This is a genomic window from Streptomyces sp. NPDC104761, assembly GCF_055583445.1.
Window position 1 is genome coordinate 1,204,838 of sequence record NZ_JBVJNZ010000001.1, and the last position, 12,250, is coordinate 1,217,087.

The following is a 12,250-nucleotide window of genomic DNA, read 5'->3' on the forward strand; positions in this document are numbered from 1 at the left end:
CTACGGCACGGGCCGCCGGGTACCCCGGAAATCGAGTTCCTTCTCCAGGACAATCCGGGCACCCATGTTGCGCTCCATCATTTCCAGCGCCGCGTCCGCCAGGTGCGGGTGGATCGAGGCGACGGCGTCCCGGGGCACCGTGACCTCCAGATGGCGGATGTGCGCGTCCAGCGCCGAGTACAGGACGCACTGCTCGGTGACCTGACCGGTCAGCACCACCGTCCCGACGCCCAGTTGCCACAGCAGGTACGACAGGGGCGTGTCGTAGAAGATCGAGTGCCGGGCCTTCACGACGAACAGCGAGTCGTCGTCGGGCCGGATCGGCTCGACCAGGGCGGCGTGCGGGCGGGACAGCGCGGCTTCCACCAGTTCGCCGTGGTGGGAGCGCCAGAGCCCGAAGTTGTCGTTGGCGTAGATCACCGGGACGTCCGCGTCCCGGGCCCGGCCGATCAGGTCCGCCAGGACGGGCACCACCTGCTCGGCGGCGGGCAGCAGCAGCTCCGCGTCCTCGTGGTCGTACGTGTTGATCATGTCGATGACGACGAGCGCGGTGCCGTCGGTCGATCCGGACCCGGTCACGGCGTTCACCACCTTCCGCTGCCGTCGCGGTCAGCTCCGCAGCCGCGGCAGGACCTTGGTGCGGTAGAAGTCGAAGAAGCCCTGCTGGTCGGGGCCGATCTGGTTGACGTAGACGGTGTCGAACCCGGCGTCGACGAACGCGGACACGGCCTTGACGTGCTCCTCCGGGTCGTCGCCGCACGGCACGGAGCCGGCCACCTGCTCCTCGGTGACCAGTTCCATGGCCTGCTCGAAGTGGCGCGGGGTGGGCAGGATCTGCGGGAGTTCGCCGGGGAGCTGCTCGTTCGCCCACAGCCGGTGCGCGGTGCGGACGGCCTCCTGCCGGTCGGTGCCCCAGCACACCTTCATCCCGCCGTACACGGGGTTCGCGCCGCCGCCCCCGCGCCGGAACCGCTCCACCACGGACTCCTCGGGCATCATCGTGATCAGCCCGTCCCCGATCCGCGCCGCGACCTCGGCGGCCTGCGGACCGAACGCCGACACGTCGATCGGCACCGGCTCGTCCGGCACCGTGTAGAGGCGGGCGTTCTCCACGGTGTAGTGCCGGCCGTGGTGGCTGACCTGCTCTCCGGTGAACAGCCGGCGGATGATCTGGAGGGCCTCCTCCAGCATTTCCAGCCGTACCGGCGCCTCGGGCCAGACCGTGCCGAGGATGTGCTCGTTCAGCGCCTCACCCGTGCCCACTCCCAGCCGGAACCGGCCGTCCAGCTGCACCGCCGCGGTCGCGGCCGCCTGGGCGACCACGGCGGGGTGGGTGCGCACCAGCGGGCAGGTCACGGCCGTCTCCACGGGCAGCGAGACCGCCTGGGAGAGGGCGCCGATCACCGACCACACGAACGGGCTCTGGCCCTGTTCGTCGTGCCAGGGGTGGTAGTGGTCCGAGATCCACAGCGCCTCGAAGCCGGCCTGCTCGGCCATCCGCGCCTGCTCGACCAGGTCCGCGGGGCTGTGCTCCTCGCACGAGAGGAAGTATCCGAAGGCCGCCATCGTCTCTCCTGATCCTCGTGTGTGACGGGGGACCGTTGCCGAGTACCCGGTGGCCACCGGGTTGTGCACCGCGTGTCGCCCGGATGAGGAGGGGTACCGGGGAGGCGGGTCATCGACAGACCGATTACGGAGGTGTCCATGGCACTGCGCGTGCTGCCCCGAAAGGCCTGGCGGAACTGGCGGCGCTCCGCCGACCTGCGCATTCCGCTCCGCTCCACCGAGGCGGAGGACGCGAGCAGGCGGTTCCTCCTGTACGGCGCCGTCCCGCTGTGGGTGGTGCCCGGCCTGGCGGACTGGTGGATGCACAAACGGACCCGGATCGAGCACACCAGCGGCACCAGGGAGTCCGTGGTCCACGCGGTGATGATGACCGAGGCCGGGGTGCCGGTGCTGCTGGGCCTGCTGGCCCGGATCAATCCGCTGGTGCTCTCGGTGATGGGCGGCGCCGCCCTCGCTCACGGCGCGACGGCCGTGTACGACGTGTCGCTGGCCGTCGGCGACCGCGAGGTCCGGCCGATCGAGCAGCACATCCACAGCTTCCTGGAGGTGCTGCCGCTCACCGCCCTGGCGTTCACCGCATGCCTGCACGACGACCAGGTCCGGGCCACCCTGCGCGGCGGCCGGGGTGCGCGGGACTGGCAGCTGCTGCCCAAGGAGCACCCGCTGCCGGCCACCTACCTGGCGGCACTCGCCGGGGCCGTCGTCTGCGGCGTCGTCGTGCCCTACGCCGAGGAGCTGTGGCGCTGCCTGCGCGCGGCGCGGACCGTGCAGGCGGCGTAGAGCATGCCGCCCGTCCCGCCGGTCTCACCCGTCCCCTCCGAAGGGAGCCGTCGATGAGAAACGGACAGGACGCCGAGCGCGCCCCCGTCCTCCGGGTGACGGAGCCGGAGCCCGCCGTGCCGGAACAGCTCCCGCCCGACCGCACCCAGGCCATCCTGGAGGCGGCCAAACAGATCGGCGCCATCCTCAAACGCGCGGGACACAAGTTCGCGCTGGCCGGTAGCGTCGCCGTCTACGCGCACGGCGGCAGCGGCAGGCTCCGGCACGACGCCGACTTCTGCGTGCTGCCCGAGGACGCCGAGGCGGTGGCCGGGTCCCTGCGGTCGGCCGGCCTCACGGTGCGCGTCCCGCCGGAGGACTGGCTGGTCAAGACCACCTGCTTCGACCAGGACGTCGACATCATCTTCGAACTCGCCCACCAGCCGGTCACCGTGGACCTGCTGTCCCGCGCCGAGGAGCTCTCGGTCGACTCCGTGCGCATGCCCGTCCTGTCGGCGACCGACCTGATGGTGAGCCTGACCACCGCCTTCTCCGAGCACCACTGCGACTTCGGGGCCGTGCTCCCGGTGGCCCGCACGCTGCGCGAGAAGGTCGACTGGGGGGAGGTGCGGCGCCGCTGCGGGGACGAGCCGATGCCCGCCGCGTTCCTCTTCCTCCTGGAACGGCTGAACGTCGTCGAACCCCCGCAGGAGCAGTGATGAACCTCGAATACCGCGTGGCCCGGGTCGCCGAGCACCTCGCCGCCGGACCGTGCGGCGAACTTGGGGTGCGGGCCGAGATCCGGGGCGGGGCGGTCCTGCTGACCGGGACGGTCCCGTCCGCCGGCTGCCGCGAGGCCGTCCGCCGCGTCGTCCAGGACGAACTGGCGGACGTACCGGTCCACTGCGACCTCGTCGTCGCCGAGACCGCCCCGCCCGACCACCCGGAGGCACTGACATGATCCGGGTCGCGGCCGTCGGCGACATCCACATGGGCCCCGACAGCCAGGGCACCCTCCGCCCGGCCTTCGAGACCCTGCCGCGCTGTGCCGACGTCCTCCTGCTCGCCGGCGACCTCACCCGGCACGGCACCCCCGAGGAGGCACAGGTCGTCGCCCGGGAGATCAAGGACCTGGGCGTCCCGGTCGTCGCCGTCCTCGGCAACCACGACCATCACGACGACCACCCCGAGGAGGTCACGGCCATCCTGCGGGACGCCGGAGCGCACGTCCTGGAGGGCGAGGCGACCGTGGTGACCCACGGCGGCCTGCGGATCGGCGTGGCCGGTACCAAGGGCTTCGGCGGCGGGTTCGTAGGCCGGTGCGCCGGGGAGTTCGGCGAGCCCGTGATGAAGGAGTTCGTGCGCTACTCCCGCCGCCGCGCCGACGGCCTGCGCGCCGCCCTCGAAGAGCTGCGCGGGCGCGAGTGCGACGCGCGCATCGCCCTGACCCACTTCGCCCCCGTCCCGGACACCCTGGCCGGTGAACCCCCGGAGATCTACCCGTTCCTCGGCAGCTACCTCCTCGCCGAGGCCATCGACACCGTGGGAGCCGACCTCGCCGTCCACGGCCACGCGCACGCCGGCACCGAGCACGGCATGACCGGCGGGGGAGTACGGGTGCGCAACGTGGCCCAGCCCGTGATCGGACGGGCCTTCCACGTGTACTCGCTTGCCGCCCACTGAACCGGCGGTGGTCGGCTCCCGGTCGTCGACGGCGACCAGCCGGTGGGCATCATCGCCATCGGCGACCTCGCGATCGAACGCGACGAGAAGTCCGCCCTCGGCGACATCAGCGCGGCGGCGCCCAACACCTGACCCCGGCGCGGCCTCAGCCGATCGGGTGCCACGTCCCAGCCGCGCGAGTGTTTCGCGGCGGCTGGGTACTCGCCCCGCGCCTCCCGGGCAAGGGATGGCAGGAGGCGAGGAGGGCGTGTGGTGGATCCCGAGCAGGGTGCGGCGGGGGAGCGGTTCGCGAACGCGGTCGACGCCCGGCTGCCCGTCCACGACGGCGCCGGTCAGCTGCTGCGCAAGTCCTTCCCCGACCACTGGTCGTTCCTGCTGGGCGAGATCGCCCTGTACAGCCTGATCGTCCTGGTGCTCACGGGCGTGTGGCTGACGTTCTTCTTCAAACCCGAGATGCAGGACGTCGTCTACCAGGGCTCGTACGTCCCGCTCCTCGGGCAGCCCGTGTCCGGGGCCTTCGACTCCACCCTGCACATCAGCTTCGACGTCCGGGGCGGCCTGCTGATGCGGCAGACCCACCACTGGGCCGCGCTGGTCTTCGTCGCCGCGATCGGCGTGCACCTGCTGCGGATCTTCTTCACCGGCGCCTTCCGGCGGCCCCGCGAGATGAACTGGGTCATCGGCGTCACGCTCTTCGCGCTCGCCCTCGCCGAGGGCTTCGCCGGCTACTCACTCCCCGACGACCTCCTGTCCGGCACCGGACTGCGGATCGCCCAGGGCATCATGCTCTCCATCCCCGTCGTGGGCACGTACGTGGCGATGTTCCTGTTCGGCTCCGAGTTCCCCGGCCACGACATCATCCCCCGGCTGTACAGCCTGCACATCCTGCTGCTGCCGGGTGCCCTCATCGCCCTCGTCACCGTCCACCTGATCCTGGTCTTCTACCTGAAGCACACCCACTGGCGGGGACCCGGCCGCAAGAACTCCAACGTCGTCGGAAAGCCGCTCTACCCCCAGTTCACGGCCTCCTCTCTCGGCCTGTCCCTCAGCGTCTTCGGACTGCTGGTGGCGCTCGCCGGCGTCGCCCAGATCAACCCGGTGTGGAAGTACGGCCCCTACCGGCCCGACCAGGTGTCCACCGGCTCCCAGCCCGACTGGTACGTCGGCTTCCTGGAAGGCTCGCTGCGCCTCGTCCCGCCCTGGGAGACGAACTTCGCCGGACACACCCTCATGTGGAACGTCCTGCTGCCGGCGGTCGTCCTGCCCGCGCTGCTGTTCCTCGTGCTGTACGCCTACCCCTTCGTCGAGCAGCGGCTGACCGGGGAGTGGCGACAGGAGCAGCACTTCTGCGACCGCCCGCGCGAACGGCCCGTCCGCACCGGCCTCGGCGTGGCCGGGATCACCTTCTACGGCGTACTGCTGCTGGCCGGCGGCAACGACGTCATGGCGCAGACCTTCCGGATCTCGGTGAACGCTCTGACCTGGATCTTCCGTATCTCCCTGGTCGTGGCCCCGGTCGTCGCCTTCTTCCTGACCCGCTCGCTCTGCCGGGCCCTGCTGCACGCGGAACAGGAGCGGCTGACCGAGGGCGAGGAGACCGGTGACGTACGGCAGACGCTCGCCGGCGGCTACGAGAGCGGCCACCGCCCCGTGACCTCGTTCCGGCCGGGCGCCCCCCGCCGGCCGGTCAGTCCTGATCGACCCCCCGGTTCACGTACTGGAACACCAGCCCGGCAACACCCCGAGCCAGAACACCGAAGCCGATGAGGAACAGCCACAGCCCGAACACCACCCCGGTCGCCGCGAGCGCGAACCCGAGCGCGGTGACGACCGGCCAGGGGCTGTGCGGCGGGAAGAACTCCACCGGCCCGGCCGCCTCCGCCACCTCGACCTCCGTGCGGTCCTGCGGGCGCGGGCCGTGCCGGACGTAGCTGACCGCGCAGAAGAACGACACGAGCGCGGCCATCCCGAACGCCACGATCAGCGCCGCCGTCCCGGCCGGGTCGGCCCGCGACCACACGCCGTAGAGCGCGGCGGCGCCGCCGAAGAAGACGGCCACCCCACCGAAGAGCAGTGCCTCGACCTTCACCGCAGCCCCTTCTGCTCCGCCAGCCGCAGGATCTCCGGATGGTGCAGGTCGAACGCCGGCGACTCCGACCGCACCCGGGGCAGCGCCACGAAGTTGTGCCGCGGCGGCGGGCAGCTCGTCGCCCACTCCAGTCCGCGCCCGTAGCCCCACGGGTCGTCCTCCTCGACCCGGCGCCCCTTGTGGGCCGTCAGCCAGACGTTGTAGAGGAAGGGCAGCGTGGAGACGCCCAGCAGGAACGCGCCCGCCGACGACAGGGTGTTGAGGAGGGTGAACCCGTCCGCCGGCAGGTAGTCGGCGTACCGGCGGGGCATGCCCTCGGCCCCGAGCCAGTGCTGCACCAGGAACGTCAGTTGGAACCCTGGGAAGAGCAGCCAGAAGTGCACCTTCCCCCACCGCTCGTCGAGCATCCTCCCGGTGAACTTGGGCCACCAGAAGTAGAACCCGGCGAACGTCGCGAAGACCACCGTCCCGAAGAGCACGTAGTGCAGATGGGCCACGATGAAGTAGGAGTCGGTGACGTGGAAGTCGAGCGGGGGTGACGCCACGAGCACCCCGCTCAACCCGCCGAGCAGGAACGTCACCAGGAAGCCCATCGACCAGAGCATCGGCGTCTCGAAGGAGAGGGACCCGCCGCGCATCGTCCCGATCCACGCGAAGAACTTGATGCCGGTCGGGACGGCGATCAGGAACGACATGATCGAGAAGAACGGGAGCAGCACCGCCCCGGTCGCGAACATGTGGTGCGCCCACACCACTGCGGAGAGCATGGTGATCGAGGTGGTCGCGCCGATCATCGGCAGATAGCCGAACAGCGGCTTGCGCGAGAACACCGGGATGATCTCCGAGATGATCCCGAAGAACGGCAGCGCCACGATGTACACCTCGGGATGCCCGAAGAACCAGAACAGGTGCTGCCACAGCAGGGCCCCGCCGTTGTGCGCGTCGAAGACGTGCGAGCCGAACTTCCGGTCCGACTCCAGGGCGAGCAGCGCGGCCGTGAGGACCGGGAACGCCGGCAGCACCAGGATCGACGTGAACAGCACGTTCCAGGTGAACATCGGCATGCGGAACATGGTCATGCCCGGGGCGCGCAGGCACAGGATGGTGGCGAGGAAGTTCACCGCGGTCAGCGTCGTCGACACACCCGACACCACCAGCCCCATCGCCCACAGGTCACCGCCCGCGCCGGGGGAGAAGTAGGCACTGTTCAGCGGGGCGTAGGCGAACCAGCCGAAGGCCGCGGCACCGCCCGGTACCAGGAACCCGGAGACCACGATCAGCCCGCCGAACAGGTACATCCAGTACGACAGTGCGTTGAGCCGCGGGAAGGCCAGGTCCGGGGCACCGATCTGGAGCGGCATGATCGCGTTCGCGAAACCGGCGAACATCGGGGTCGCGAACAGCAGCATCATGATCGTGCCGTGGATGGTGACGAACTGGTTGTAGGTCTGGTTGCTGAGGAACTGCAGCCCGGGACGGGCGAGTTCGGCTCGCATGCCCAGCGCCAGCAGCCCGGCGAACAGGAAGAAGCAGAACGACGTCACCATGTACAGCCGGCCGATCACCTTGTGGTCGGTCGTCGACAACCAGCCCAGCAGCCGTCGCCCCAGCGGCGCGGGAGCCGCGGGGGGCGCAGGCTCTTCGCCGACGCGTTGCGAGAGTCCGCTCATGGTCCTCCTCAGCCGTGCCGAGCGCGGGAAGCGCCTCGCGGGTGCCCTGCCCGCCGTACCCGGAAACCGCCGGCTCGCGCAGGGACGCTGCCGCCGCCTGCGACGACGAACCGGCACAGCGGGCGAACCGGACGTACCAGCCGCGGGCGACGCTACCGGGGACCCGTCGAAGACCGGCTCCGCCACGCCTCACCGCCGGGCATTCGATGCCAGGTGGCGGGTACCCGGGGCCGATGGACACAGCACTGGAGCAACTGGCCGCCGCCGGCTCGGTGGCGGGGGTTATCGTCATCGTCGTCTGCGGGGTGCTCGTCACGGCCGCACTGTTGGGCGCCGTACGTCTCGGCATCGGGGTGCGGCGGCGGGAGTCGGCACCGCCCCGGCGCTCGGAGCAGCCGAGGCTGCCCGACTCCGGGCCGGTGCGCGAGGAGCAGACCATGCGCGAGCCGAACGAGGTGCCCCGGGCGGCCGACGGCGGGGAGCGTCTGACCCCGTACCAGCTCGGCAACGCGTCCAGCCGGCCCAGCGGGGACCAGACGCGCCGGCGCTGGCACCCCGGGTCCAGCGGATCCTTCGGGAGCGGGGGCAGCGGCGCGAAGTGACCGACGGGAAACCCCGGGCCCGCTTGCACGGGCCCGGGGTTTCGGGGTGTGACGCTGTCCTCCGTCGTCCTCAGTGCGTCCTCAGTGGAGGCCGCCCGGGTCGCCGGGCCGGATGCGGCCACGCCACGCGCCGCTCTCGGCGCCGCGATGCTCGATGAAGTCCTTGAAGCGGTGCAGGTCCCCCTTGACCCGCCGGTCGATCATGCCGAGCGCGTCCGCGCCCTTCTCGGCCATCCCGGAGGGCTCGATGTCCATCGTGAGCTCGATCCGGGTGTGCGTCGGGTCCAGGGGCTCGAAGCGGACGGACCCGCGCTGGGTCGTGTCGCCGTCGATGGTCCGCCAGGTGATCCGGTCGTCCGGCAGCTGGTCGACGATCTCGGTGTCGAACTCGCGCCGCACCCCGCCGATGCTGGTGGTCCAGTGGTTGTGCCGGTCGTCGAGCTGCCTGACCTCGTCGACGCCCTCCATGAAGCTCGGGAAGTCCCCGAACTGGGTCCACTGGTTGTAGGCCGTGTGGATCGGGACGTCGACGTCCACGGTTTCCTTGACCGTGCTCATCTGTTCCTCCCTTTGTCCGCGAGGGTATGAACCTTTTAGATGTGCCTGATGCGATTGGTTCGCATTCGCACGGCGGCCGGGTACCCGCTTCCGCCGGGGGAATCACCCGGGACGGACCCCGAACCCGGGCCGGTGGGCGGACCCGCAGGTGAGGAGGGACCGTGAACGCGGTCGTGGAGAGCGTGCGGATACCCGCCGCAGGAGTGTGGCTCGACGCCGACGTCGGCGTCCCTGAGGCGGCCACAGGGGTCGTGCTGTTCGCGCACGGAAGCGGCAGCAGCCGGCACAGCCCCCGCAACCGCTACGTCGCCGGGGAGCTGTACGCGGCCGGGATCGGCACCGTGCTCGCCGACCTGCTCACCCGCGAGGAGGAGCGCGCCGACGAGGTTTCGGGGGCGCTCCGTTTCGACATCGGGCTGCTCGCCGCCCGCCTGACCGACGTGGTCGACCGGCTCGGAGAGTACGAGCCCGCCGCCGGCCTGGGGCGGGGGCTCTTCGGCGCCAGCACGGGCGCCGCGGCCGCCCTCGTCGCGGCCGCCGCGCGTCCGGACGCGGTCCGCGCGGTCGTCAGCCGGGGCGGCCGGCCGGATCTGGCCCCGGAGGCGCTGGCGTCGGTCCGCCGGCCGACCCTCCTGATCGTCGGCGAACGCGACCGGGAGGTCCTGCGGCTCAACCAGGCGGCGGCCCGGCAGATCCCGGGCGAGACCCGGCTCGAGGTCGTCCCCGGCGCCACCCACCTCTTCGAGGAGCCCGGCACGCTGGAGCGCGTCGCACATCTGGCCCGCGACTGGTTCACCCGCCATCTGCCCCTGCCGGTCTGACAACGGATCGCCGGCTCCGCCGCCGTGGTGCCCGTGACCACCAGGAAGCGGGTGTCCCGGGTGAACAGGCTCATCCGGTCCTCGGCGCCCCGCCGGTACCCGCCGTGGGCGCAGACGCGGGCCGGCCGGAGGGGGAAGCCGCCCGGCGCGCGGCGACGGCCATCACGACCAGCGCCGCCAGGGTGAGCACGGCTCCGGTGTACAGCGGCGCCGTGTAGCCGAGGCCGGCCGTGATGGCCAGGCCGCCGAGCCAGGCGCCGAGGGCGTTGCCGACGTTGGACGCCGACACGTTGGCGCTCGCGGCCAGCGCCGCGCCCCCGGCCGCATCGGTCACCCGGGTGATCATGCCGGGTACGGCGGCGAACCCGGTCACCCCCAGCAGGAACACCAGCAGCACGGACGCGGGGGCACTGCCGGCCAGCAGACCGAACACGGCCAGCGTGGCGGTCAGCGAGAGCAGCGCGAGAACCAGTGCCCGGTCCCGGTCCCGGTCCGCCGCCCGGCCGCCGACCACGTTCCCGACGACCAGGCCGACGCCGTACACCATGAGCAGCCAGGCGACGTCGGTCGAGGAGAACCCGCCGACCTCGGTGAAGGTGTAGGCGATGTAGCTGAACGCCCCGAACATGCCGCCGTAGCCGAGCGCGGTGGCGGCGAGGGTGAGCCACACCTGCACGGACCGGAACGCGCGCAGTTGCTCCCGCAGACCGCCGCCCGTCACGTCCCCCGGCACCGCACCCGCCCCGGCCGGCACCAGGGCCGCGAGGCCGGCCAGCGCGAGCACGCCGATCAGGGTGACGGCCCAGAACGCCGCCCGCCACCCCCAGCGCTCGCCGACCAGCGCGCCGAACGGCACACCCAGCACGTTCGCGACCGTCAGCCCGGCGAACATGACGGCCACCGCCCGGGACTTGCGCTCGGGGGCGACCAGGCTCCGGGCGACGAGCGAGCCGACGCCGAAGAACGAGCCGTGGCACAGGGCGGCGACGATCCGCCCGAGGAGCAGCACGCCGTACGTGGGCGCGACCGCGGACAGCAGGTTTCCGGCGACGAACAGCACCACCAGGCCGACCAGGACCCGCTTGCGGGGCAGCCGTGCGGTCGCCGCGGTGAGCACGATGGCGCCCACGGTGACGCTCAGCGCGTATCCAGAGACCAGCCGGCCCGCCGCCGCCTCCGACACCGAGAAACTCGCCGCCACCTGCGGCAGCAGCCCGGCGATCAGGAACTCGGTCAGCCCGATGCCGAACCCGCCGAGCGCCAGCGCGACCAGCCCGCCCGGCATCCGTCCCCGCACCGGCAAGTACCTGTCCTCCACCGCGGATTCACCCATGCCCCGACCCTCGCCGCCGACGGCCGCGCCGTCCATGGACAAAGATCGGCGCTCCTTGGAAAATCCGTTGGACGCGTGCACCCTCCACGCGTAACGTCCGTGGCGCCGTGACATCGTCCGAGGAGGTGAGACCCATGAACGCTGTATCCGCGTGGGTGCTCCCTCGCTCCGTCACGGTCGGGCGATCGACGTAGGTGTCGCCGGGAGCGCCTGAACCTCAAGGCCGTCCCGAAAGGCAACACCTCATGCAATCTGTGCAGTTCACCGCCGAGACGACGTCCGGCGGAATCCTCGAACGCGACTTCGCCGTCGGCGGCATCCCCGGCGTGCTCTGGTCGCCCGCGTCCGCCTCCGAGCGCGCGCCCCTGGTCCTGATGGGCCACGGCGGCGGCACCCACAAGAAGTGGCCGGCGATGCCCGGCCGCGCCCACCGGATCGTGCACGCCTGCGGGTTCCACGTCGCCTGCATCGACGCGCCCGGTCACGGCGACCGGCCGCGCACGCCGTACGACGAGCAGGAGATCGCCGCGCTCTACCGGGCACGCGAGGCGGGCGAGCCGGAAGGCCCGATCGTCGTCCGCTACAACGCCGACCTCGCCGAGCGCGCGGTGCCCGAGTGGCAGGCGGTCCTGGACGCCCTCCAGGCGCTCCCCGAGATCGGCGCCGACGGGCCGGTGGGCTACTACGGCCTCAACATGGGCACCGCGATCGGGGTACCGCTGACGGCGGCCGACCCGAGGATCACCGCCGCGGTCTTCGGCCTCCACTGGCCCGACGCCCTGGCCGCGCCGGCCGGGCGGATCACCGTGCCGGTCCAGTTCCATCTCCAGTGGGACGACGAACACATCCCGCGCGAGGCCGGTCTCGCCCTGTTCGACGCCTTCGCCTCCGCGGAGAAGACCCTGCACGCCAACGCGGGCAGGCACAAGGAACACCCCAGATTCGAGGCCGACAGCGCGGCCCGGTTCTTCGCCCGGCACCTCACCCGGTCCGTACCCGCACCGGCCGTGAACTGACGGCCCGGGGGGGGGGGGGGGGGGGGGGGGGGGGGGGGGGGCGGGTGGGGGGGGGGGGGGGGGGGGTGCCGAGTCCGGCGGGGTGGGGCGCCGAGGTCGGGCGGACGAGGGTGAGGTCGTGGACCGTGGTTGCCGATTGGTGCGCTCAAGACG

14 protein-coding genes are annotated in these 12,250 nt (G+C 71.9%); 8 read left to right on the plus strand and 6 right to left on the minus strand.

Annotation, left to right across the window (positions count from 1 at the left end):
- Both ACZ63F_RS05385 and ACZ63F_RS05390 read right to left on the minus strand, forming a co-directional pair.
- Nucleotides 1–579 (minus strand): cysteine hydrolase family protein, encoded by a 579-nt coding sequence (locus ACZ63F_RS05385; RefSeq protein WP_469708896.1) that lies wholly within the window; start codon nucleotides 577–579, stop codon nucleotides 1–3.
- Between the two features lie 30 nt (nucleotides 580–609).
- Entirely contained in the window at nucleotides 610–1,566 is a 957-nt protein-coding gene (locus ACZ63F_RS05390; RefSeq protein ID WP_469708897.1) for an LLM class F420-dependent oxidoreductase, read from the minus strand.
- 138 nt (nucleotides 1,567–1,704) lie between these two features.
- On the opposite strand from ACZ63F_RS05390, the gene ACZ63F_RS05395 reads away from it, so the two are divergent.
- The 5 genes from ACZ63F_RS05395 to qcrB all read left to right on the plus strand — a co-directional run bounded on the left by ACZ63F_RS05395 (nucleotide 1,705) and on the right by qcrB (nucleotide 5,775).
- On the plus strand, nucleotides 1,705–2,346 hold the full coding sequence (locus ACZ63F_RS05395; protein ID WP_469708899.1) for a diguanylate cyclase: 642 nt from the start codon (nucleotides 1,705–1,707) through the stop codon (nucleotides 2,344–2,346).
- Nucleotides 2,347–2,399: 53 nt separating this feature from the next.
- A complete protein-coding gene (locus tag ACZ63F_RS05400) occupies nucleotides 2,400–3,044 on the plus strand; it encodes a hypothetical protein (RefSeq protein WP_469708901.1) in 645 nt (214 codons plus the stop codon).
- Entirely contained in the window at nucleotides 3,044–3,286 is a 243-nt protein-coding gene (locus ACZ63F_RS05405) for a BON domain-containing protein (protein WP_352362537.1), read from the plus strand. Before ACZ63F_RS05400 ends, ACZ63F_RS05405 begins: the two co-directional genes overlap by 1 nt.
- Nucleotides 3,283–4,008, plus strand: coding sequence for a metallophosphoesterase family protein (locus tag ACZ63F_RS05410; RefSeq protein ID WP_469708904.1), 726 nt, complete (start codon nucleotides 3,283–3,285; stop codon nucleotides 4,006–4,008). The genes ACZ63F_RS05405 and ACZ63F_RS05410 overlap by 4 nt, the downstream gene beginning before the upstream one ends.
- Nucleotides 4,009–4,257: 249 nt before the next feature.
- A complete protein-coding gene (gene qcrB / locus ACZ63F_RS05415; protein ID WP_469708906.1) occupies nucleotides 4,258–5,775 on the plus strand; it encodes a cytochrome bc1 complex cytochrome b subunit in 1,518 nt (505 codons plus the stop codon).
- Here qcrB and ACZ63F_RS05420 read toward each other — a convergent pair.
- Together ACZ63F_RS05420 and ctaD are read right to left on the minus strand one after the other, a co-directional pair.
- On the minus strand, nucleotides 5,696–6,097 hold the full coding sequence (locus ACZ63F_RS05420; RefSeq protein WP_469708907.1) for a cytochrome c oxidase subunit 4: 402 nt from the start codon (nucleotides 6,095–6,097) through the stop codon (nucleotides 5,696–5,698). The two genes, qcrB and ACZ63F_RS05420, sit on opposite strands and share 80 nt — an antisense overlap.
- Complete coding sequence (gene ctaD, locus ACZ63F_RS05425) at nucleotides 6,094–7,767, minus strand: aa3-type cytochrome oxidase subunit I (RefSeq protein WP_469708909.1); 1,674 nt, start codon at nucleotides 7,765–7,767, stop codon at nucleotides 6,094–6,096. Before ctaD ends, ACZ63F_RS05420 begins: the two co-directional genes overlap by 4 nt.
- A 233-nt stretch (nucleotides 7,768–8,000) precedes the next feature.
- Between ctaD and ACZ63F_RS05430 the strand changes: the two genes are divergently transcribed.
- Entirely contained in the window at nucleotides 8,001–8,369 is a 369-nt protein-coding gene (locus ACZ63F_RS05430; RefSeq protein WP_469708911.1) for a DUF6479 family protein, read from the plus strand.
- Nucleotides 8,370–8,450: 81 nt separating this feature from the next.
- Here the strand turns inward: ACZ63F_RS05430 and ACZ63F_RS05435 are convergent, their stop codons facing one another.
- Nucleotides 8,451–8,927, minus strand: coding sequence for an SRPBCC family protein (locus ACZ63F_RS05435; protein ID WP_352362551.1), 477 nt, complete (start codon nucleotides 8,925–8,927; stop codon nucleotides 8,451–8,453).
- A gap of 161 nt (nucleotides 8,928–9,088) precedes the next feature.
- Here ACZ63F_RS05435 and ACZ63F_RS05440 point away from each other — a divergent pair, with 161 nt between their 5' ends.
- Nucleotides 9,089–9,748, plus strand: coding sequence for a dienelactone hydrolase family protein (locus tag ACZ63F_RS05440; RefSeq protein WP_469708914.1), 660 nt, complete (start codon nucleotides 9,089–9,091; stop codon nucleotides 9,746–9,748).
- A 70-nt stretch (nucleotides 9,749–9,818) separates the two neighbouring features.
- Here the strand turns inward: ACZ63F_RS05440 and ACZ63F_RS05445 are convergent, their stop codons facing one another.
- Nucleotides 9,819–11,033 (minus strand): MFS transporter, encoded by a 1,215-nt coding sequence (locus tag ACZ63F_RS05445; protein ID WP_469709334.1) that lies wholly within the window; start codon nucleotides 11,031–11,033, stop codon nucleotides 9,819–9,821.
- 293 nt (nucleotides 11,034–11,326) lie between these two features.
- Between ACZ63F_RS05445 and ACZ63F_RS05450 the strand changes: the two genes are divergently transcribed.
- Nucleotides 11,327–12,097 carry a dienelactone hydrolase family protein gene (locus tag ACZ63F_RS05450; RefSeq protein WP_469708915.1) on the plus strand — a complete coding sequence of 257 codons (771 nt, stop codon included), beginning with the start codon at nucleotides 11,327–11,329 and terminating at the stop codon, nucleotides 12,095–12,097.
- Nucleotides 12,098–12,250: the final 153 nt, after the last annotated feature.